Source organism: Streptomyces griseobrunneus (genome assembly GCF_046713465.1).
GTDB classification, from domain to species: domain Bacteria; phylum Actinomycetota; class Actinomycetes; order Streptomycetales; family Streptomycetaceae; genus Streptomyces; species Streptomyces microflavus.
This window is the reverse complement of sequence record NZ_CP177080.1, coordinates 7,369,670-7,390,479: the sequence shown is the minus strand read 5'-3', so window position 1 is coordinate 7,390,479 and position 20,810 is coordinate 7,369,670. Positions and strand designations below refer to the sequence as shown.

Sequence of the window (20,810 nt, the reverse complement as noted above, 5' to 3'; positions counted from 1 at the left end):
GCGGGGTGAAGTGAGGGAGGGGGTGGTGTTCAGCGTGCGGGTGCGAGGTCGGGGCGGTGGGCGTCCAGTGCGTCGCGCAGGGCGTCGGCGAGCAGGTTGAACGCGGCGACGGTGAGGAGGATCGCCAACCCGGGGAAGACGCTGAGTGACCAGCTGGCGGCAAGGTGGTCGGTGCCGCTGGCGACGATGGCGCCCCAGCTGGGCTGCGGGGGCTGGACGCTCAGCCCCAGGAAGCTCAGGGCGGCCTCGGCCATGATCGCGGTGGATACCTGGAGGGCGGCGAACACGAGCAGGGTGCCGGCGAGGTGGGGCAGCAGGTGGCGCCGCATGATCGTGGTGCGGGTGACGCCCACGATGCGGGCGGCGGAGACCCATTCGCGGGTGCGCAGGGAGAGGACTTCGCCCCGGACGACGCGGGCGAAGCGCGGGGTGGTGACGACGGCGATCGCGATGAGGGCGTTGCGCAAGCCGGGGCCGAGGGCGGCGACGACAGTGAGGGCGAGGACGAGGAGGGGGAAGGCGAGCAGGCCGTCGGAGATCCGCATCACGAGGGAATCGACCCAGCCGCCGCGGTATCCGGCGATGAGACCGAGGACGGTTCCGGCGATGAGGGCGGCGCCCACGGTGATGGTGGCCACGGCGACGGTGACGAGGGCGCCGGAGACGATGCGGGCCAGGACGTCCCGCCCGATCTCGTCGGTGCCCAGGAGGTGTTCGGAGCTGGGACCGGTCAGGAGGCGGCCGGTGTCGGTGGCGCTGGCAGCGTCCGACATGAACGGTGCGGCGGCCGCGGCCAGGAGCAGCAGGAACAGCAGGGGTACGGCGATGTGGGCGCGGCGGTCGCGGCGCAGCCGGTCCAGAACCGGTCGGCGGGAGACTTTCGGCGCGAGGTCGATGGACATCGGCGCTCCAGGATGTGCGTGCGGGAGGTGCGGTGCGGGAGGTGCTGACCGGTGCGGGGAACCCGGGTCAGGTGCCGGCTTGGGTGGGTGGCCGGGGTCAGTAGGTGATGCGCGGGTCGAGCCAGGCGTAGACCAGGTCGGCCAGCAGGTTCACCAGGAGGACGAGGACCACGACCATCAGCACCGCGCCCTGGACGACGGGCAGATCGCGGCTGAAGATGCCGTTGACGATCAGCGTTCCCATGCCGGGGACGGTGAAGACGGTCTCGGTGACGACGGTGGCGCTCATCAGCGCCCCGATCTGGAGCGCGATGACGGTCACGACCGGCACGATGGCGTTGCGCAGGGCGTAGACGCCCACGATGCGGCGGCGGGAGAGACCTGAGGCCTCGGCGGTGCGGATGTAGTCCTCGTTGAACGCGGCGAGGAGGGCGGCGCGGGTCTGGCGCATGGTGACCGCGGCGATGGTGGAGCCGATCGTGACGGCGGGGAGGATCATGCGCCGCAGGTTCTCGACGGGGTCCTCGGTGAAGGGAACGTATCCCGATGGCGGGAGAATCTTCAGCCACAGGGCGAAGACGAGGATGAGGAGTGCGGCGAGGTAGAAGTGCGGGGTGGACAGGGCGAGCAGGCCGCCGGAGTTCAGCACGGTGTCGGTCCGGGTGCGGCGGCGGACCGCGGCGAGGATGCCGGCCGGTATGCCGATGAGGACGGCGAACGCCAGGGCGATGATGCCGAGCTCGAGGGTGGCGGCGAACCGGTCGGAGATGACCATGCCCACCTCTTCGTCGGTGAGCCAGGAGGTCCCCAGGTCGCCGCGGGCGAGGTCGCCGAGCCACTGGGTGAACTGCTGCCACACCGGCACGTCCAGGCCCAGGTCCTTACGGAGTACCGCCCGGTCCTGTTCGGTGGCTTCCTGGCCGAGGATGGCGAGGGTGGGGTCGCCCGGCATCAGCCGCAGGAGCATGAACAGCACCAGGGAGACGACGAGGACGACGGGGATCAGCTGGAGCAGTCTGCGTACGAGGTATCCGGTCATTTCACCGGCTCCGGTATAGAGGGCGGGGGCGTAGGGGCGCCCGTGTCGGGGCGGTCTGAGGGGTGGGAGAGGTTGCGCAGCCAGGTGAGGCGTTGCGCGGGGGCGAGGTCGTAGGCGTAGAGGGCCAGCGAGCGGGCTCCGGCGGCCCGGGCGTCCTCGGCGACTGCCGCGAGCTGCTGCTCGTCGGTGGTCCGGTCTGCGGCCAGGTTCCATCCGGCACTCACCCGGGCGCCGGTCCGGGATGCTGCGGCGAGCTCGCGGTGCAAAGCCTGTGCGTCACCGGACAGGTCGGTGACCGTGAGGGCGCCTGTTGCTCCGGCGAGGGTGTCCAGGCCGGCGGCGGATTTGCCGTCGCAGGCGTAGGGGTTGGCGGTGGTGCGTACGGAGACCGGCAGTCCTGCGGCTGCGGTGACGGCGTCCCGCACGAGGTCGGCGGTGATGCGCGAGCGCACGTCAAGGACGGTGTCGTGCTGCTCGGAGCCCAGGACGGTACGTGCGTCGGCTTCGAGGTCGCCGGCTTCGGCCGGGTCGGCGAGCTGTGCGCGCAGCGCGGTACGGATGGTTTCGGTGATGGCCGGTACGTCGAGGCCGGCGTCGGTGAAGTGGTGGGTGCAGGCGGAGCAGAAGCAGAGGGACAGCAGCCAGCGGTCGACCGGGCGCAGGGCTGCGCCGAGTTTGTCGTGGGCGCTCTGGTGCTGCCATCCCAGGTAGCCGAAGGCTTCGAGTTCGAGTCCGGTGACCCCGGGGCGGCGGGCTGTCCGGGTGACGAGGTCGATGGCATAAGCGCGGACCTCGGGCCTTGCGGGGCACAGGGCGTGCCGGTAGGGGTGCGCGAAAGCGTTGCGCAGGGCCGACTCCGGGTGGCCGGTGGCGGGCCCGGACTGGTGGAGGCCTACGAGCCAGGCCGTCACCTCGATGCCGGACTCCAGCAGCGCCGCTGTTGCGATCGTCGCCTCGTCCCCAAGAACCGGCAGCTCCAGCCGGCCGGCGTCGTGGGGGGCGGGTTCGTCGCGGAACCACTGGCCGGACGCGAAGTCGGCCACCGCGCACGGGGCGCTGGTCGTCAGCAGCCACCGCCCGCTGTGGTAGCTGAACGCCAGGCGCACTCCATCCACCCCATGGGCGGCCAGCCAGTCCGCCTGGGCCTGGGGCTGCTCACGGAAGGAGAGAGGGTGGGCGAACAGTTCGACGTTCACCGGACCTCTCCCAAGTCGTCTCCCAGGGCACGGGAGATGGTCTGCCTGGCCTTCTCGATGTGTGCCCGGGTCAGCTGTTCCGCGAGCGGCCCATCACCCTGCTCCATCGCCGCGAGGATCGCCGCGTGCTCGGCGGCTTCCTCCTCCCACGTCGCCCGCAGCCGCCAGCCGAGCCCGGCGACGAACGCGGTGAGGTCCTGCAGCCGGTCCAGGAACCCACAGAGGAAGCTGTTGTCGCAGGCGCTGTAGAGCTCGCGGTGGAACCGCCGGTTCGCAACGCCCAGGCCTCGTGTCTCACCCGAGCCGACCAGCACGGTCGCTTCCTGTAGAGCCTGGCGAGCAGCCGTGAGCGGAGCGGCGCCCAGGCGCAGTGCGCCCAGGCGTACGGCTTCGGGTTCAGCGGCGCACCGGGCGGTGTAGAGCTCCTGCACCAGGCGGTTGTCGGGCCGCCGGACGCTCACCCCCTGGTAGGCGTTGATCTCCACCAGGCCCGTCGAGCGGAGCTGCTTGAGCGCCTCACGCACCGGTGTCTTGGACACCCCGTACATCTCGGCGAGTTCCCGCTCGACCAACGCCTTTCCCGGCGGGAGCACGCCTTCGAGGATTGCCTGCCGCAACGCGTCCCGCACCCGGTCGGTCCGGGACACAGCTTCGCGCAGCGGAGGCAGTGAGAGGGGGGCCGAAGCTTCCGCACTGTTCACTGGATAGTCGATCTGTGGCATGGCGGCATGCTGGTATACCAGCATGCCGTGCCGCAACCCCTGTGCAGAACTTCTTTGAAACATCCGCGCAATCAGCCAGCACCTCGGGTTTGAGCTGACGGTTCGTCAGAACATTTACACCGAGATCGGGGTTGCATTTGGATTTTGGGTCTGCGACTGTCGCTCACGCAACTCACCCCCCTCACAGCGGACTTCGGAGCGCGACGCGCGGCGCCTTGACCCGGCGCCGCCCGATGGACGACTCGTCCCTCTGCGCCCGTCATCCTGCTCACGGCCTCCGCCGGTGCAGGACACCCCACCGCTACCGCCAGGACGATCTCGGAGATCAGGCAACAATGAAACGCACGAGCACCCTCGCCGTGACCGCAGCACTGCTCGCTTCGTCCGCCCCGCTCGGCCTCGTCACCATGGGAGCGGGCACCGCGCAGGCTGCCGGCCGCACGTACTTCGTCAGCCCGAGCGGCAACGACAGCAACCCGGGAACCTCGGCCGGGGCCCCCTTCCGCACCATCCAGAAAGCCGCGGACAGCGCCGGCCCGGGCGACACCGTCTCGATCATGAACGGCACGTACTCCGAGCGCTCAAAGGGTTCGAACGTGCTGACGGTCAAGCGCTCCGGCCGCCCCGGCGCACCCATCACCTTCTCCGCCCACCCCGGCCATAACCCGGTGATCCACCCTGTGAATGCGTGGAACGGCATCAGTGTCCACGGTGCGTCCTACATCGTCATCAAGAACCTCGAAGTCAAAGGCAACAGCGGCGCTCTGACCCTGGCCGGAGCGGAGCGCGATGCGAAGAAGGGCGATCCCACTTACAACACCAACTGCATCTGGGCGGAGCCGAACAAGGCCACGGGTGCCAGACCCCACCACATCGACATCGTCGGCAACACCGTCAGCCACTGCCCCGGCCTGGGCATAGGCTCGCGCGGCGCGGACTACATGACGATCGACCGCAACCACGTCTACGCGACCTCCTGGTACACCGTCTACGCCACCAGCGGCATCTCCATCCTGGCCGCGCACGACATCGACCGCGGCAACCCCCGCAAGTACAAGATCCGCGTCACCAACAACAGGGTCCACGACAACGAGACAAGGGTGAAGTGGGAGCGCTGCAAGTGCTACTCGGACGGTAACGGCATCATCATCGACACCCTCAAGGACAAGTCGAAAGCAGGAGAGAACGGCCCCGACTACCAGGGCAGGGTCATGGTCGCCAACAACCTGTCCTACAACAACGGCGGCTCCGGCATCCACTCCTTCAAGAGCCAGCACGTCGACATCATCAACAACACGGCGTACAAGAACGGCCGCAGCACACGCATGGAGAGCTACGCCAACATCTTCGCGCACGACAGCACCGACGTCCGGCTGCTCAACAACATCGCCTACGGCCGCCCCGGCCAGGCCACCAACAGCAAGTCCCGCAACACCGATGTCACCTACGACTACAACATCTACTTCGGCGGGAAAGCACCCGAGGTCAAGGGCCCCCACGACATCGTCGGCGACCCGAAGCTCACCAGCCCGGGCACCGGAGCGGGCGCGGACTTTCGGCTGAGCAAGGGCTCCCCCGCCATCGGCTCTGGCACCCCGTTCCCCGCCGTCGCCAGCGACTTCACCGGAGCCCGCCGCGCTGGCGGGGCCCCCGACCGCGGCGCCTACAGCGTCAAGGCGGCCAAGGGCAACGACGTGAAGGAAGGCGCATCCGAGCCCGCCACGAACGAGTCCGCCTCCCCCAGCCAGGAGAGCGCTGCCCCGGGCGAACCTTCCGCCGGCACGGACGCCGGTACCTCGCCGGCCGCGGAAGCCCCCCTTGACACCGACAGCGACGCAGGCCTGAAACCGAACGGCGAAAGCGAACCGCTCGCAGAGACCGGCGGCTCCAGCCCCGTACTCCCGCTCGGTATCGCTGCGGCTGTCCTCGCCATCGGCGGTGGCATTCTCTTCGCCGTCCGGCGCAAGCGCTCCTGACCTCTCCAGCTGCTACGGCCGCCTGGACGTGGTGCCGGTCCCACCCCCTGCCCCCAGGGACCGGCACCACTGCACGTCCGGCGCACCCAACCTCAGGGGCTCCGCAGCAGCGGACCGGACGTCCCTGACAGACTTGCCGCTATGGCGGCGGCAGAGCACCAGAGCAGAACGGAGCCACCCACCGGTGGACCGGCACCCGACCCCCCGCGCGTCGCCTGGCGCAAACAGATGAGAGTGCGCGTACTGGATGCTGCCCGCGACCTGACCTGCGAGGCGGGCTGGGACCAGGTCAGCCTCTCCGCCGTCGCGGCTCGGGCCGAAGTCTCACGCCCCTCGGTGTACAAGGAGTTCGGCAACCGAGCCGGCCTGGGCCGCGCACTGGTGATCCGGGAGACCCAGCAGTTCCTCACCGGCGTAGCCGACACCTTCTACCCCGGGCTGCCGGACACCCACGCCTGCCTCGAATCCGCCATCCTGTACGTCCTCAGCGAGGCTGACGATCAGCCTCTCATCCGGGCCGTGGTCACAGCCGCCCGCCAAGGCTCCGACAGCTTGCTCCCCTACCTCACCGCCCGGGCCGACCCGATCTTCGACGCCGGACAGAGCCTGGTGCAGAGCTGGCTGGCCACACGGTACCCACAACACAACGCGGAGACCCTCGAGACGGCAGCGGACGTCATCGTCCGCATGACCATCAGCCACCTCATCCTGCCCGCAGGCGAGCAGCACCTCATCGCCCGAAGACTGGCAACAGCGGCGCTGAAACTACTGCGCTGACCCGACCCGCACGCAGGCGAAATTGGCCTCGGGGCCCGGACTGCTCCTGCTTGTGGCGCGGGCAGACCGTCGCGGACCGGCTCGTGCGGTCGGCCGTCAGGGGGCGCCCATGACCAGACCCTCGATGGTGTGCTTCTACGTTATGGGTGTCAGTTCATCGACGACCGGACAGTGGAGATGGCGGCGAACCCCCTGCGGCAGGCTGTCCCAGAACTCCCGGGTGACAGCCGCGTCATGGCGGTCTGTGCGCGTCGGGCCCGTGGAGACCGAGCACGCGGACGGAATTCCCGCAGCTGTTCGGGATGGATCTCCACGTAGTAGCGGTGGGGCCCCCGGCCCACAGCCCCGCCCGACCACGGTACGCAGCGGTGCCGCGCCGGCCGCGCACGGCCTGCCGGCGGAGCTGCCGCCCGGCGAGGACTCCAGCCGCATGCTGGAGCTGCGCCGGGGAAGCTGACCGTGCGGCGGTAGGGCGGTGAAGGCGCGGCGGTGGTGGACACCGCCGCGCCCCGGTCGGTGTGCCTCTCAGCCGCAGTTGGTGACCGGCGTCCCGCTGTACAGGTTGCGGTCGGGGACACCGCTGACGATGCTGCGAAGGTAATAGCCACAGGTGGGACGGTTCTTGAAGTCGTACGTCTGGCCGGGGCGCAGCCGCCAGATCTTGTAGTCGTAGTAGGTGAGGTAGCGGTCGGGGTCGGCTCGCTCGGGGCGGTGGTCGCCCAGGACGACAAAGGTGTCGGCTCCGGCAGCGGTGGCTCTGCCGTTCTTGTCGATGAACAGGGAGCCGCCGTCGTCGACGCCGACGCCCCACGCGGCGCCGCCGGTGGTGAGGCCGTCCTCGATCGCGCGGGCGACGAAGGCCATGGTGCGGCCCATGCGGTCACGGGTGACGAAGTGCGAGTCATTGATCGTGCCCGCGTAGTTGGGCCAGGCGAACATACCGGTGGTGAAGGTGATTGCCGGATCGTAGGGGTCGTAGAGGGCCTCGTCGGAGGTGACGCTGCCCCCGCAGGCGTCGTAGACGACGGTGCTGTTGATGTGGTGGCCCGCGCTGCCGCCTCCGGAGCCGCCGCCCTTGGTGACGACCGACTTCACGGAGGTCTGAAGGGTGGTGCCCTTCCAGTCGGCGTAGTCGCACTGGTCGCCGCCGGCGAAATAGACGAACTCGGCGTTGCGGATGTCGGTGTTGGCCGCGCTGTTGTTGCCGTCATCGCGGGTGGTAAGCGTCCAGGTCGTGCAGGAGTTGACGCCGGCGAGGCCCATGACGGTGTCGCACTCGGGGGTCGTGCTGCCGGAGCCGGGGGCAGAGGCGGCGATAACCACGACATCGAGGGTGCCGGTGCCGCCGCGGATCGCGTCGATGGCTCTGGTCATGGTGGCGGGGACGACACCGCCGGAACCGTTCATGGTGTGGGCGGGGCCGGACCAACTGCCGCGGCTGACGTCGGCGGCGCTGCCGAGGCGGACGCGCTTGGCGGAGGCGTGCGCGGGTTCGGCGGTGATGAGGGCGGGGGCGAGCAGGGCAAGGGTCGCGGCCAGACAGGTGGCCAGGCGCAGCGCGCCGGGGGTGGCGGGACGGATCGGCACGGAGTTCTCCTGGGGAGAGGGGAATGGGGTGATGGCCGAGTCCGGGCCTGGGGGCCGGGATTCGACTCCGGATCAGTGGTGATGGAACGTACAGAAGTGGCGCTGACTGCGCTAGATGTAACGCGCCACCGATTGCCCGGAGGGGCGGGAAGCCGTGAAAGCCGCCCGATGGAACCGACGTGAGCAGCCATGTGCGCCGTCGCCCACAGCGTCCTCCCGCCGCGTTTCCGGCAGTGTTCCGGCGCGTCATCGATTCGTAACGCTCGTTACATCTGTTCAAGACAATCTTGAGTGTGTAACTTCTGCATCGAGTCGGACGAGGAAGTCGCGCCGACTGGTATCCCTCGGGAGGAACGACCGTGAACCACATCCGCCTGCACCGCCGTACGACGGCTGCCGCCCTGGCGGCCACTGCCCTGCTGGCCCTCGCGGCCTGCGGCGACGGGGGCACTACCGACGCCGCGGCCGGCGGCGGGAAGCAGCCCGCAGCCGTCGAGGTCGCCGGAGTGAACGTGAAGAGGGACGCCAAGCTGCACACCTCGCTCCCCGAGTCGGTGAAGAAGTCCGGCACCGTGCGGGTGGCCACCGACGTGCCCTATGCACCGTTCGAGATGTTTGTCACCGAGGGGGAGAAGGAGCTCACCGGTCTGGACTACGACCTCGGTCAGGCGATCGGGGCCAGGCTCGGGGTGACGTTCGCCTTCACCCCGCAGAAGTTCGACGGGATCGTGCCCGCCATCCAGGCCGGCAAGTTCGATGTGGCCATGTCGGCGATGACGGACAACAAGGAGCGGCAGGCGGTCGTCGACTTCGTCGACTACTCCGTCTCCGGCTCCGGGATCATGGTCGTCAAGGGCAATCCCGAGAAGATCACCACCCTCGACGACCTGTGCGGCAAGAAGGTTGCCGTCCAGGCCGCCACCAACCAGCTCGACCTGCTCAAGACCCACCAGAAGGCCTGTCAGAAGGCGGGCGGCGGTGCGATCGGCATCCAGACCTTCCCCAAGGACTCCGACGCGCAGCTCGCCCTGCGCGCTGACAAGGTCGTCGCCCAGGTGCTGACCAAGCCGGCGGCCGGCTGGACCGCCAAGACCGCCGACGGCGGCAAGGCCTTCGAGGTCGTGGACGACCCGGCCGCGAGCGGTGGCTACAACGCCTCTCCCAACGGCATCGCCGTCTCCAAGAAGCTGCCCGAGCTGACCGACGCGATCCAGAAGGCGCTCCAGTCGCTGATCGACGACGGCACCGCCACCAAGATCTTCGCGAAGTACGGTGTCGAGTCCATCGCCGTGAAGGAAGCCACCAGGAACGCGGCGGTCGACTAGAGATGACCACCGCAGCTCTCACCGGCGCCCCCCGCGACCACGAAACGCCCGCCGACGAGGACCTGACCGTCGTCCCCGTACGGCACTACGGCCGCTGGATCGCCGCCCTGGTCTCCCTCGTCTCGCTCGCCGGCCTCATCGGCTCCCTCGCCACCAACGCCAACCTGCGCTGGGACATCATCGGCGACTACCTCTTCGCCGACCTGATCTTCGACGGCCTGGTCACCACCCTGTGGCTGACCGTGGCGGCCATGGCCCTCGGGCTGGTGCTCGGCACCGTCATCGCCGTGATGCGCCTGTCGTCCAACCCTGTTCTGTACGGCCTGTCGTCGCTGTTCGTCTGGGCGTTCCGCGGCACACCGCTGCTCGTCCAGATCATCTTCTGGGGGTATGCCGGTGCCCTGTACAAGAGCGTGCTCATCGGCATCCCCTTCACCGACATCACTTTCATCCAGGCCGACACCAACACTCTGCTCACCCCGGCCGTCGCCGCGCTGCTGGCGCTCGGGCTCAACGAGGCGGCCTACGCCTCGGAGATTGTCCGGGCCGGTATCCAGTCCGTCGACACCGGACAGGCGGAGGCCGCGCACTCCCTCGGGATGCGGCCCACCCTGACCACGCGCAGGATCGTGCTGCCCCAGGCGATGCGGGTGATCATCCCGCCGATGGGCAACGAGACGATCAACATGCTCAAGATGACCGCGCTGGTCTCGGTCATCGCCGCGCACGACCTGATGTCCAACATCCAGGACGTGTACGCGCAGAACTACCAGGTCATCCCGATGCTCGTCGTCGCCTCCCTCTGGTACCTGGCCCTGGTCAGCCTGCTGAGCATCCCGCAGACCTGGCTGGAGCGGCGGTACGGCCGGGGCACCGCGCGCGACGGCCACACCTCGCCCCTGCGGCGGATGCTCACGGGAGCCGCGCCGGGAGTCCTGCGCAAGAACAAGAAGGAGAAGGTGCGTTGAGCGCGCCCATGGTGCACGCCCGGGGCGTGCGCAAGCACTTCGGGAAGCTCGAAGTCCTCAAGGGCATCGACCTGACCGTCGAACGCGGGCAGGTGTGCTGCCTGCTCGGCCCCTCGGGGTCGGGCAAGTCCACCTTCCTGCGCTGCATCAATCACCTGGAGAAGATCGACGGCGGGACGCTGGCGGTCGACGGGGACCTCGTGGGCTACCGCCGGCACGGCAGCCGCCTGCACGAGCTGCGGGAGAAGGAGATCGCCGCCCACCGCCGTGACATCGGCATGGTCTTCCAGCGGTTCAACCTCTTCCCGCACCTGACCGCCGAGCAGAACATCATGGAGGCCCCCGTGCGGGTCGCCGGCGTGAACACCACGACCGCCCGCGCCGACGCCCGGCGCCTCCTGGACCAGGTCGGTCTGGCCGACCGGGCCGGTCACTACCCGGCCCAGCTCTCCGGCGGTCAGCAGCAGCGCGTCGCCATCGCACGCGCACTGGCCATGAAGCCCAAGCTGATGCTCTTCGACGAGCCGACCTCCGCGCTCGACCCCGAGCTGGTGGGGGACGTCCTGGACGTCATGCGGCAGCTCGCGGCCGACGGTATGACCATGGTGGTCGTCACCCACGAGATCGGGTTCGCCCGCGAGGTCGGCGACACCGCCGTCTTCATGGACGACGGCGTGGTGGTCGAAGCAGGCGACCCCCGTTCGGTCCTTGTCGACCCGGAGCAGGAACGCACCCGCGCCTTCCTGTCGAAGGTTCTGTGACCGCCCCGTCCCGGCAGCGGCTGCGCGCCGAGCGGCTGCTCCCTTACGCCGAGGCCCGCCTCGAAGGGTTCCTGACCGATCTGGCCGGTCTCGTCGGCATCGACTCCGGCTCCTACAGTCCGGCCGGCGTCAACCGGATCGCCGACTGGACCTCGGCCCGCCTCACCTCGCTGGGTTACGCGGTCGAGCGCGTCACGCCCCCGCCGACCGGCGGCCACCGCGCCGGTGACGTCGTGATCGGCCGCCTCCGCGGACGGCTCGCGGCCGAGGACGGCGGGCGGCGCGTCCTGCTCGCCGCGCACATGGACACCGTCTTCCCGGACGGCACGGCTGCCGCGCGGCCCTTCACCCGCCGAGGGCCCCTCGCCCACGGGCCGGGCGTCAGCGACGACAAGGGCGGGCTGCTCGCCGGACTCACCGCGCTGGAAATCCTCGCCGAGACGGACTTCGAGGAGTACGACGAGATCGTCTTCCTCGCCGTCCCCGACGAGGAGATCGGCTCCCCCGCCAGCCGCGCGATCACCGAGTGCACCGCGCGGAACACGCACTACGCCCTGGCCTTGGAATGCGCACGCGAGAACGGGGACCTGGTGATCGCCCGCAAGGGCGTCGCCGACTTCCTGCTCACCGTGACCGGGCGCGCAGCGCACTCCGGCATCGAACCCGAGCGCGGCGCCAACGCCGCCCTGACCGCCGCCCACCTCGTCGTCGCCCTGCAGGCCCTGAACGGCCGCTGGGACGACGTGACGGTCAACGTCGGCGTGGTCCGGGCCGGTACCCGGACCAACATCGTCTGCCCCGAGGCAGAGCTGCGGGTCGAAGTCCGCTCGGCCACGGCAGCGGGGATCACCCGGGCCCGGACCGCCATCGAGCGGGCCGCCGCCCGGCCCGCCGTCACCGGCACGTCCGTCGCGGTGGAGCAGCTCGACCTGTGTCCACCGATGGAGGACACCGCGGCCACCCACCGGATGCTGGACCACGCACGCTCTCTGGGCCGCGAGTTGGGCCTCGACCTGGGAGCGGCCGCCACCGGCGGGGTGGGGGACGCCAACATCATCGCGGGGGTCGGCATCCCGGTCCTCGACGGCCTCGGGCCCGTCGGCGGGGCCGACCACAGCCCCGAGGAATGGCTCGACACGACAACCGTGCCTGGGCGCGTGGCGCTCCTCGCGGGTCTGGTCGCCGCACTGGGCGACGCCCGGCACTACTGACCCCGCACCCCGGCCGGCTCCACGCCACCGCCCCGCTGTACCGCTTCCTGCTCGTCCTTTCGTCCGCACCTTGGAGGTTCCATGCGCGCTCCGTCCCCCTCCCGTCGCACCGTGTTCGTCAGCGGTGCGGCCATGCTCGTGCTCACCCTGACCGCCACCCCGGCGGCCTTCGCGGACAGTGACCGCCCGGCGCAGCGCGGCGGTTCGCTGGTGCTCGTCGGCGGCGGCCTCAAGGAGGACAACGAGCAGGTCTACGGCGAGATCATCGAGCGGGCCGGCGGCGAGCGGGCCCGCATCGGCGTGATCACCGCGGCATCGGTGCCCGAGAGCCAGGACCCGGACGCCGACGATCCGGTCGCGTGCAACAACTCCGCGTGCAACGGGGCGTATTACGCCTCACTGTTCGAGCGGCACGGCGCGGCCGACGCCGAGTGGATTCCCGTCGACCTCGACCACATCGCGAATGCCGACTCCGACGAGGTCGTGCGGCAGGTGGATTCGATGACCGGCTTCTTCTTCGGCGGCGGCGACCAGTCCCGCTACCTCACCACCCTGCTGCACGGGGCCACGCACACCGACTCAAAGGTACTGGCGGCCATCCGGGCCAAGCTGGCGGCCGGGGCTGTCGTGGCCGGCTCCAGTGCGGGTGCGCAGATCGCCGCGGGAGCCGACATGGTGACGGGCGGCGAGTCGTACGAGGGCCTGCGGGACGGGAGCAGACCGGGCTACTTCGAGGACGCGACGGTCCTCGGCTACGAGCCGCAGGGCGGTTTCGGCTTCCTCCGGTCGGGGCTGATCGACACCCACACCGGGGCGTACGGTCGCGAGGGCCGGGTGATGCGGCTGGCCGCCGACACCGGGCATGACCGGGTGTACGCGCTGGAGGAGAACACCGCGCTGGTCGTCGAGCAGGCCGGAGGCCCTCGCGAGCGCCTGCGAGTGCTGGGACCGCGCGGGGTCGCCGTCTTCGACCTGCGCCGGGCCCACGTGCACGGGACGGCGCACGGCAGCCGAGGAGCCGAAGGGAACGAGGACTGGCCCCGGGACGCCTGGTCGCTGAGCGGTGTGCGCTACGACTACCTCACCGATGGGGACCGCTACGACCCCCGGCGCCGGCGCACGCTCCCGGCCCCCGGCAAACGCCCGGTCGCCCCCCGCTCGACGGCGCCCGTACCGGCCAACACCGACGTCTTCCACTCCGCCGCCAACCCCGCAGGCGTCCCGTACTCCTTCCTGACCACCGCTCGCGCCCTGGCCGCCCACCGCGTCCAGCGCACGGCAGAGGCCACCACGTACGAGAGCGGGCCACGCTTCACCGTCACCTTCGCCAAAGCGCCCGGGTTCACCGCGTGGGGCAGCGAGGGCGCCGCCACGCAGACCCTCACCGGACTGAGCATCGGTATCGCCGCCCGCTGATTGACAGTACGCCGCAGGGCGGGACCGCCACCGGTGACGGCCGGTCCCGCCAGTAGGCTCCTCCGACAGCCCGCACATTCCGAAGGAGCCCGACACCATGGCCTCACGCGCGCTCGCCGACGACATCCGGCAGAAGCTGGGCGAGCTGAGCCCTGCCGAGCGCAAGGTCGCCCGGGTGCTCCTCGCGGGCTATCCTGCGGCCGGGTTCGAGACGGTCGCCGTGCTCGCCGAGCGGGCCACCGTCAGTGCGCCCACGGTGCTCCGCTTCGTCAACCGGCTCGGCTACCGGGGCTTCCCCGACTTCCAGGCCGCCCTGCGCGACGAACTCGATGCGCGCAACGCCTCCCCCCTCTCCCTCTACGAGTCGGCCGGCTTCGGCAGGAGCGGAACGGACGAAGGCGGCGACGCGGGTACGCCGGACGGCGGCACGCACCGGGTGACGCCAGAGAGCGCCGGCACGGATTCGGCGCTCCTCAGGCACGGCAGCGAGGTCTTCACCGGCGCGGTGACCGCCACCCTGGCGGAGCTCCCCCCGCACGACTTCGAGCACGCGGTACGACTCCTCTCGGACCGAAAACGCCGCATCACCCTGGCCGGTGGCCGCTTCACCCACCTGCTCGCCCAGTACCTCGGCCTGCATCTGATGCAGCTGCGGGACGACGTACGGTTCCTGCCCGACCTTGACGTCGAACGCACCGCCGTCCTCGCCGCTCTGACCCGCCGTGATGTGCTGGTCGTCTTCGACTACCGCCGCTACGAGAGCGACAAGGCCGCCATCGCCGCGCTCGTGCAGGAGAAGGGCGGCAAGTTGGTCCTGTTCACCGACACCTGGCTTTCACCCGTTGCTCCCCACGCCGAGGTCGTCCTCCCGAGCCGGGTCACTGCCCCCTCCCCGTACGACAGCCTCGTGCCGACCCTCGCCGTGCTGGAGACCGTCGTGGCGGGCGTCATCACGGCCCTGGGCGACGACGCACGCAGCCGGATGCAGCACGGCGAGGACATCGCGCGGAGGGCCGGGCTGTACTGAAGCGAGTCCTCCGGTGGCGGCGGGCCCAGCACTCACGGCCCGCTGATGCCAGCGTGCAGACGAGGAGGGACGCGCCGGATCGCGAGAAGAGCGGGGAAGGCGAGGAAGGCCCTTCAGGCAGCGACATCAGTGGCCGGTGGCGTTGAGTCGTCTGTCCGAGATGCGCGGGCCGAGCCAGTGGGTGACGGTGGGGGGAGAACCGTTCCTGCTACCCCATGGAGAGTCATGATCGTCAAGATGTTGCACGCGAAGGGCATGAGGTCGGAGCACGCCTACACTGCGGCCTTTGCCTCCATCGGCCTGTCCGTCGCCTCATGGTGTGGATCGATGAAGGCTGAATCGGCCGGCATCGAACGTGCGGACCGGTGGGGCATCTTCGTCGGCGAGTGGGCGCCCACCTTCTTCGCCCTCGGTCTGGCCCTCGCGAACTACGAACGCGACCACGAGGCCCTCCACTCCACGGCACACTGACCCGAGCTCCGGCCCAAAGGAGAGAGGGAAGCAGGTCAATGTCGGCTTCTCCACTCCTGCCTCTGCCGGTCAGGCCTGACCGCGCTCACGAGGATGAGGGACCGCACGGCCCGGCACCGCGGCCGCGACAGGCATCGGTGACCGGGCTGCTGGGCGTACACCACTCACGTGCCTGCGAATTCTCCGCGCACGATGCTGTTGCCCGAATGTTCCGGGCTGCCGTTGTATTCCTGGACCGAGACGTCGACAAAGGAGTAGTCATCGAGGTCGACGTTCTCCGGCACGGGCAATACGGCGTGGCCTTGGGGGCCCAAAATCCCCATGGAGATGAGCTTGGTATGGCTTCGGTCCATGAGCCAGACTTCGAAGTATCCCGAAGTCCTCGGCAGACCTTCGACCTTGATATCGAGTTTTCGCTGCCCCGAGGAGTCACCGATCCGCGCTGAGCCGAGCGCGGATGGCACCAAAGCGGTGAGAGTACGGCTGGTTCCGGCAACCACGGGCTGTGGACTCCGGTCGGCAGTCCACCAGGTGATGCCGCTCCCAGCTGCCGCTCCCAGCAGGGCTGCCGCCGCGGCGACGGCGAGAACGGTCCGGCGTCCGCGCGCTCTTCCGGTCTGATTCCTCTCAGCATCAGGAGTAGCTGAGGGGTAAGCCTTCAACGGCAGCGGGTGGATCGTGCCCGTCCGACTTGCTGGCAGGCCCGTTGGGCTGTCCTGCTCCGGATCCGAGGCCGTCTCTGATCCGGCGGCGGTACCGAGGTCCAGGTCCAGCTCGGCGCATATCGCCGACCAGACTTCCGGCGGCGGCTCCACCAGATCCTCCAGCTCTGAGCCGCGACCTGCCTCGATCACCCGCCGCAGGTCGGCCAGTTCCCGCGCACACCGATCACACTCGTGTACGTGCGCCGCGACGCTCTTCGACGGCGCATCGCCCAAGGCGAGCAGCGCCAGGTCGTTCAGGTCACTGTGCTGCACCGTCCACCTCCTCCAACCTGCGCTTGAGCGCGATGAGCCCACGCCGCGCGTGCGTCTTCACTGTTCCCAGCGGGAGACCCGTGCGCTCGGCGATCTGAGTCTGGGTGAGGTCGTCGAAGAAGGCCAACTCCAGGACCTGCCGCTGCGCCGCTGTCAATTCTGCGAGGCAGTCGCGGATCACGAGTTGGTCGAGAATCGCTGTGGGCACGGAGTTCTCGGCCCGCTCCGCCCCCACCTCGATGGCCGACACCGCCTCCACATCACGTCTTCGACGGGATCGCTGCTCCAGGGCGTCGGCGATCTTGTAACGCGTGATGCCCATGAGCCAGGCCGGCAGGGTCCCTTTCGCGGGTTCGAAGCCGGCGCGGCCCCGCCAGGCACCGATGAAGACCTGCTGCGCGACGTCCTTGGCTTCCTCCACGTCGCCCAGCGCTCTGGCCGCCACCGTGTAGACGAGAGAGCCCCACCTGCGGTACGCCGCTGCCAGACATGACTCATCGCCCAGGGCGAAGCCCTTGGCGATGTCGTCGTCCGTCTCCGGCATGCCCGAGAGAATAGTCGTAAGTACGTGAGGACCGCCCCAGGGCATCGTCATCTCGCTTCTGGCACCGCGGTGATCACCAGGTTGTCCTGGTAGCCGCCGCGGTCCTTGAGGAACGGCCCGGTGCAGGTGACGAGCGTGAGCACGGGTGAGCCGTCCCGGCGGAACACGCCGGAGTCCGCGAGTTCGCCCTTCGGGATGGTGCGGCGCGAGACGATCCGGTAGACGGCCGTGACGCCGCCCGTGCTGCGCAAGTCAATTCGGTCGTCGGCGCGTGCGTCGTCGAGTCCGGCCAGGACACCGAGACCCTGAGTCCGGGAATCGACGTGGCCGACGATCACCGCGGAGCCCTTCGCGGAGCCCGGGGCGGGGCCGAAGCGGTACCAGCCGACCCGGCGGGCGTCCTCGGGTACTTCCGTCTTGCCGTCAGGTGCGACGCCGACCGGGTCGATGGGGGCTTTCATCCGCAGCCTGGGTATCACCAGCAGCTGCGGCAGTGCCCCCGCCGATTTCGAGGCCCCCGCGGAGGGTCCGGTGGACGAGGCGCCGGGGGCCACCTCGTCCACCGCCACGGCTTGAGGGCGAGGCAGCTCCCCGAAATCCGCCGGTCCCGTGTTCCGGTCCAGCCGGGGCAAGGCGAGAGCTGCCGACATCGACAGAACCAGGAGTGCCGTACCGGCCAGTACCCACCGACCACGCGGGGAACGATGCTTCATCGCCAGATGTCTTCTTTCTGTGAGGAGCCCACGACGACGATCTGGGGGACCGGATCGCGCCGGGAACGCGCCCGCTCCCCCAGGTGCCGGACCGTCAGCGGTGCGAGACGAAGAGGCGGCGGCCGCCGATCGCAGCACCTGCCACGGCGAGTCCACCGAACGCCACGGACCAGCCGGCGATCCCGGCGGAGTTCGTGGCGTTCTGGCCCGTCTCGCCGGCCGGAACACCGTGCGGAGCGGAGTGCAGGTCCTTGAAGGTCTGCGTCTTGAGGGCAAGGTTCTTGTCGCTTGCGCTACCCCAGGCGTAGACGACCGTGTTGACGCCCTCGGCGAGGTCGAGTTCGGCCGGACCGATGGCGACCGTGTCCGTGCCGGCCAGCGTCACGTCCGCCGTCACCGTGCCCGCGTCGACCTCTCCCTTGGTCTCCTTGGGATTCTCCAGGCCCTTGAAGACCGGGGTTCCACCGGCACGGACGTCGACGGCCGGCGCGGCAGCGACATGGCGCACCGTCAGACGCGCCTTCCCGGCCGGAACCTTCGACAGGTCATTCACGAAGGCGTTGAGGGCCGGCTTGCCTTCGGCGGTCAGATGCGCCACCAGCGTTGCGTTCGCTCCCGCGGGCACCTCAACCTTCTTCTCGATCGCGGGAGTGCCGTCGGGGCCCTCACCGTCCTTGAAGACCTTGATGTCGTAGCTGCCGGCATCGAGTTCGAGCGGGTCGGTCAGAGTGCCGGGCTCGAAGTCGGGGAGTAGCTCCTTGCCGTTGGCGTACACGTCGACCTTCAGGTCCGGTACGGCGTGGAAGACCGAGACGGTGGCCTTGCCATCCGATTCGGCGGAAGGCGCTGCCAGAGCGGGCGCCGCGGCGGCGAAACCGATCACTGTCGCGGTGGCCAACGCGAGAGCCGCTGCTGTGGGCCGAGGGGTCATGGATGTTCCCTTCAACGGGACTCCCGTCCGGGAGTCTGTGCGGAACCTTCCGTCCCGCCGTGCTTACCGGTTTCACCTCGGTCGGGAAATACGACCAGGTCCGGCGGGCGGCTGATCCGACCGCACTCACGCGGCGCAGAGATCATCGGGCTCTGGCTATCCTGAATCCATGCAGGCACCGGCGCATCCGGAGATGGGCCCTCCGCAGGACCGGAGCGAATGGTGAGGTGCCACCTCGGTAGCCGAAATGGGAACAACCCGGTCTGCCGCGCAGGTGGCCCTGCACCCCGTGGCAGGCACGCGATCAGAGGGGCCGGAGGCGTGCCTCGGCGTACACCTGGGCAAGGGCGTCGGCCATATCGGCGACAGAGAAGCGCTCGAGAGCTGTGCGGCGACCTTCGCGCGCGATGCGGCGCCGTTCCGGCTCAGCTGCCGCGGCGAGTCTGTGCAGACCGCGCACCAAGGTATGTCTGGTGGAGGTGTCCAGAAGGACACCGTTCACGCCGTCCCGCAAGTAGTGCGGCACACCTCCGCGTCGCGTGGCGGCCACGGGAAGGCCCGCTTCCATCGCTTCCAGGACGGCCAGCCCGAACTCCTCCTTGAGGCTGGGGCACACATACCAGGCGCTTTGCCCGTCCGACTCGGCGAGGGCGTGCTCCAAACGGCGTACGTCGTTGTTGGGCATCGCGGGCAGAAGTGCCAGGCGGCGCGCGGCCGGCGGGTATGCGCTGACCGTCCGGTGAAGACGGCGGCGCATGTCCTGCTCCGCCACGGTGGGGTACGCGGTCGCCCCGCCCACCAGAACGAGGGTCGTACTGCGCCAGAGGCCGCCAGTCAGCCAGGCATCGACGAGAAGATGCTGCTGCTTCATCGGATGCAGCCGGCCCACGCACAGCAGAAGATCCAGGTTCCGGTCCTCGGGGGCGAGCGATCCGAAGTCGTCGCCCCCCGCGAACAGGGCGTCCAGGAGCGCACTCCTCAGTTCGTCCTCCTGCGGAACGGGCTGATAGGCAGGTACGCCCTCCGGCAGGGCTGAGGGGCCGGTGCCGTCGTTGTACGAAGTCAGTTCCGGGAAGAACGTGAGAAGTTCTGTCGCTCCTCCGCTGCCGGGTATGCCCACGACCGAGTGAGCTCGGTGCACCAGCCTGTCCGCGACGAACACCCTGTGCAGATCATGACGCAGTTCCTCCGCGGACTGGGCGCCGTCTGAAGGAGTCTGCGCGTAGCGCCGCGCCAGATGCCGGTGCGGGTCCGGGGTGGCCGTGAACACCAGGCGGCTGCCGAGGACTCTTGCTGCCTCGGCCAACGCCAGGCTGGCGTCATCGGCGTACCGCACATGGAGCACATCCACCGACCGGGGCAGAAGGCGCAGGAGGCGTACCGCCCACCAGGTCAGCCCTGGACGGTGTGCGGACATCTCCCGCTGTTGAGGACCGGTCGGCGAGTCGACCGGCAGGCGTACGACCCAGTGCCCGGGGGTTCGCTCCCGCACCAGGGCCGGGTCCTCGGCAAGGTCGCGGTGGCCTGCCGTCACGACCGTGACGACCCCGCCTGCCGCGCGCGTCGACGCCAGGTGGTCGCCCAGACCGGCGAGCAGTACCGAGAGACCGCCGCTCTGACCGTGGCCCGGGCTGTCCAGGCTTCCGAGCAGCATCGACTGGGCGATGAGCAGGCCGCCCGGTCTCACACGCACCCCGGAGAGCGTGGCCGGAGGGCTCAGCAGCAGCCGTTCGTATTCGTCACATGCTGTCGACACATCGGGGAGATGACTGATTCCGCCCGGAACCAGATGCAGATACCGCCACAGAGCGTGCCTGGCCCCCCGGGTCGGCGATACGGCGGCCATGGCGGCGGCCTCTTCGGCTGTCAAGGGGTGGAGTTCCCCGCTCAGGGCGAGTTCGAGGAGCACGGTGACGTGCACGGGGTGGGTGCGAGGGCCGACAAGGCGCTCGCGCAGTACGTCTCGCGCGTGCCGGGAGCCGTAGCGGCGTACCGCTTGTGGCCACAGCTCCACCACCGGAGCTGCTTGGTGTGGGTGCTCCAGGGCCCGCTGGAGGAGTACGCGCGGAGGTACCGGGACACCGAGCCGGCAGGCTCTCCGGAGGGCTGCTGTTTCCACGTCGTGGGAGGTGAGTATGGAGCCTTCGTGACGTCCCGATTCCGGCCGTCGCACGTACTCGGCGGCCAGCAGTTGAGCGAGCAGACCTCCGGAGGGCGGACCGATTTCTGGGTGGGGAGCCTGTGACGCGAGTTCTTCCGCGTGTGCG

19 protein-coding genes are annotated in these 20,810 nt (G+C 69.6%); 9 read left to right on the top strand and 10 right to left on the bottom strand.

Features of this window, described 5'->3' with window-relative positions; all coding sequences use genetic code 11:
• Positions 1-29: 29 nt before the first annotated feature.
• The 4 genes from ACK8N7_RS33760 to ACK8N7_RS33745 form a co-directional block, all read right to left on the bottom strand.
• The gene (locus ACK8N7_RS33760) at positions 30-902 is read right to left on the bottom strand and encodes an ABC transporter permease (RefSeq protein ID WP_401911566.1); all 873 of its coding nucleotides are present in this window, start codon (positions 900-902) and stop codon (positions 30-32) included.
• 97 nt (positions 903-999) lie between these two features.
• Positions 1,000-1,941, bottom strand: coding sequence for an ABC transporter permease (locus ACK8N7_RS33755; protein WP_401911569.1), 942 nt, complete (start codon positions 1,939-1,941; stop codon positions 1,000-1,002).
• The gene (locus tag ACK8N7_RS33750) at positions 1,938-3,137 is read right to left on the bottom strand and encodes an alpha-amylase family protein (RefSeq protein WP_403213980.1); all 1,200 of its coding nucleotides are present in this window, start codon (positions 3,135-3,137) and stop codon (positions 1,938-1,940) included. The genes ACK8N7_RS33755 and ACK8N7_RS33750 overlap by 4 nt, the downstream gene beginning before the upstream one ends.
• Positions 3,134-3,784 carry a GntR family transcriptional regulator gene (locus ACK8N7_RS33745; protein WP_403213978.1) on the bottom strand — a complete coding sequence of 217 codons (651 nt, stop codon included), beginning with the start codon at positions 3,782-3,784 and terminating at the stop codon, positions 3,134-3,136. The genes ACK8N7_RS33750 and ACK8N7_RS33745 overlap by 4 nt, the downstream gene beginning before the upstream one ends.
• A 410-nt stretch (positions 3,785-4,194) precedes the next feature.
• Here ACK8N7_RS33745 and ACK8N7_RS33740 point away from each other — a divergent pair, with 410 nt between their 5' ends.
• The gene (locus ACK8N7_RS33740; RefSeq protein ID WP_403213976.1) at positions 4,195-5,835 is read left to right on the top strand and encodes a right-handed parallel beta-helix repeat-containing protein; all 1,641 of its coding nucleotides are present in this window, start codon (positions 4,195-4,197) and stop codon (positions 5,833-5,835) included.
• A 234-nt stretch (positions 5,836-6,069) separates the two neighbouring features.
• Entirely contained in the window at positions 6,070-6,612 is a 543-nt protein-coding gene (locus ACK8N7_RS33735; RefSeq protein ID WP_403213975.1) for a TetR/AcrR family transcriptional regulator, read from the top strand.
• A gap of 525 nt (positions 6,613-7,137) precedes the next feature.
• On the opposite strand, the gene ACK8N7_RS33730 is transcribed toward ACK8N7_RS33735, so the two are convergent.
• Positions 7,138-8,199, bottom strand: coding sequence for a hypothetical protein (locus ACK8N7_RS33730; RefSeq protein WP_403213973.1), 1,062 nt, complete (start codon positions 8,197-8,199; stop codon positions 7,138-7,140).
• Positions 8,200-8,558: 359 nt separating this feature from the next.
• On the opposite strand from ACK8N7_RS33730, the gene ACK8N7_RS33725 reads away from it, so the two are divergent.
• The 7 genes from ACK8N7_RS33725 to ACK8N7_RS33695 all read left to right on the top strand — a co-directional run bounded on the left by ACK8N7_RS33725 (position 8,559) and on the right by ACK8N7_RS33695 (position 15,378).
• Entirely contained in the window at positions 8,559-9,524 is a 966-nt protein-coding gene (locus ACK8N7_RS33725) for an ABC transporter substrate-binding protein (protein WP_403213971.1), read from the top strand.
• A 2-nt stretch (positions 9,525-9,526) separates the two neighbouring features.
• Positions 9,527-10,492 (top strand): amino acid ABC transporter permease, encoded by a 966-nt coding sequence (locus ACK8N7_RS33720; protein WP_403213969.1) that lies wholly within the window; start codon positions 9,527-9,529, stop codon positions 10,490-10,492.
• Between the two features lie 8 nt (positions 10,493-10,500).
• A complete protein-coding gene (locus tag ACK8N7_RS33715; RefSeq protein WP_401911908.1) occupies positions 10,501-11,253 on the top strand; it encodes an amino acid ABC transporter ATP-binding protein in 753 nt (250 codons plus the stop codon).
• Positions 11,250-12,464, top strand: a complete 1,215-nt coding sequence (locus ACK8N7_RS33710) for a M20 family metallopeptidase (protein ID WP_401911592.1) — start codon at positions 11,250-11,252, stop codon at positions 12,462-12,464. Before ACK8N7_RS33715 ends, ACK8N7_RS33710 begins: the two co-directional genes overlap by 4 nt.
• A gap of 81 nt (positions 12,465-12,545) precedes the next feature.
• Positions 12,546-13,880 (top strand): cyanophycinase, encoded by a 1,335-nt coding sequence (locus ACK8N7_RS33705; RefSeq protein ID WP_500444873.1) that lies wholly within the window; start codon positions 12,546-12,548, stop codon positions 13,878-13,880.
• A 97-nt stretch (positions 13,881-13,977) separates the two neighbouring features.
• Complete coding sequence (locus ACK8N7_RS33700; RefSeq protein ID WP_500444871.1) at positions 13,978-14,907, top strand: MurR/RpiR family transcriptional regulator; 930 nt, start codon at positions 13,978-13,980, stop codon at positions 14,905-14,907.
• Positions 14,908-15,132: 225 nt separating this feature from the next.
• Positions 15,133-15,378 (top strand): hypothetical protein, encoded by a 246-nt coding sequence (locus tag ACK8N7_RS33695; RefSeq protein WP_401115511.1) that lies wholly within the window; start codon positions 15,133-15,135, stop codon positions 15,376-15,378.
• Positions 15,379-15,542: 164 nt separating this feature from the next.
• Here ACK8N7_RS33695 and ACK8N7_RS33690 read toward each other — a convergent pair whose 3' ends face one another.
• The 5 genes from ACK8N7_RS33690 to ACK8N7_RS33670 form a co-directional block, all read right to left on the bottom strand.
• On the bottom strand, positions 15,543-16,355 hold the full coding sequence (locus ACK8N7_RS33690; RefSeq protein WP_500444869.1) for an anti-sigma factor: 813 nt from the start codon (positions 16,353-16,355) through the stop codon (positions 15,543-15,545).
• Positions 16,342-16,899 (bottom strand): sigma-70 family RNA polymerase sigma factor, encoded by a 558-nt coding sequence (locus tag ACK8N7_RS33685; protein ID WP_500444867.1) that lies wholly within the window; start codon positions 16,897-16,899, stop codon positions 16,342-16,344. Before ACK8N7_RS33685 ends, ACK8N7_RS33690 begins: the two co-directional genes overlap by 14 nt.
• A 47-nt stretch (positions 16,900-16,946) precedes the next feature.
• Positions 16,947-17,612 carry a class F sortase gene (locus ACK8N7_RS33680; RefSeq protein WP_500444865.1) on the bottom strand — a complete coding sequence of 222 codons (666 nt, stop codon included), beginning with the start codon at positions 17,610-17,612 and terminating at the stop codon, positions 16,947-16,949.
• A gap of 94 nt (positions 17,613-17,706) precedes the next feature.
• Positions 17,707-18,543 (bottom strand): DUF4397 domain-containing protein, encoded by an 837-nt coding sequence (locus tag ACK8N7_RS33675; RefSeq protein ID WP_403213959.1) that lies wholly within the window; start codon positions 18,541-18,543, stop codon positions 17,707-17,709.
• 304 nt (positions 18,544-18,847) lie between these two features.
• Positions 18,848-20,560, bottom strand: a complete 1,713-nt coding sequence (locus ACK8N7_RS33670) for a glycosyltransferase family 4 protein (protein WP_500444863.1) — start codon at positions 20,558-20,560, stop codon at positions 18,848-18,850.
• Positions 20,561-20,810: the final 250 nt, after the last annotated feature.

Coding starts and splice junctions, on each gene's coding strand:
- ACK8N7_RS33760 (WP_401911566.1), bottom strand. CDS start 902: ATGTCCATCGACCTCGCGCCGAAAGTCTCCCGCCGACCGGTTCTGGAC.
- ACK8N7_RS33695 (WP_401115511.1), top strand. CDS start 15,133: ATGATCGTCAAGATGTTGCACGCGAAGGGCATGAGGTCGGAGCACGCC.
- ACK8N7_RS33680 (WP_500444865.1), bottom strand. CDS start 17,612: ATGAAGCATCGTTCCCCGCGTGGTCGGTGGGTACTGGCCGGTACGGCA.
- ACK8N7_RS33705 (WP_500444873.1), top strand. CDS start 12,546: ATGCGCGCTCCGTCCCCCTCCCGTCGCACCGTGTTCGTCAGCGGTGCG.
- ACK8N7_RS33700 (WP_500444871.1), top strand. CDS start 13,978: ATGGCCTCACGCGCGCTCGCCGACGACATCCGGCAGAAGCTGGGCGAG.
- ACK8N7_RS33740 (WP_403213976.1), top strand. CDS start 4,195: ATGAAACGCACGAGCACCCTCGCCGTGACCGCAGCACTGCTCGCTTCG.
- ACK8N7_RS33675 (WP_403213959.1), bottom strand. CDS start 18,543: ATGACCCCTCGGCCCACAGCAGCGGCTCTCGCGTTGGCCACCGCGACA.
- ACK8N7_RS33755 (WP_401911569.1), bottom strand. CDS start 1,941: ATGACCGGATACCTCGTACGCAGACTGCTCCAGCTGATCCCCGTCGTC.
- ACK8N7_RS33720 (WP_403213969.1), top strand. CDS start 9,527: ATGACCACCGCAGCTCTCACCGGCGCCCCCCGCGACCACGAAACGCCC.
- ACK8N7_RS33715 (WP_401911908.1), top strand. CDS start 10,501: ATGGTGCACGCCCGGGGCGTGCGCAAGCACTTCGGGAAGCTCGAAGTC.
- ACK8N7_RS33685 (WP_500444867.1), bottom strand. CDS start 16,899: ATGCCGGAGACGGACGACGACATCGCCAAGGGCTTCGCCCTGGGCGAT.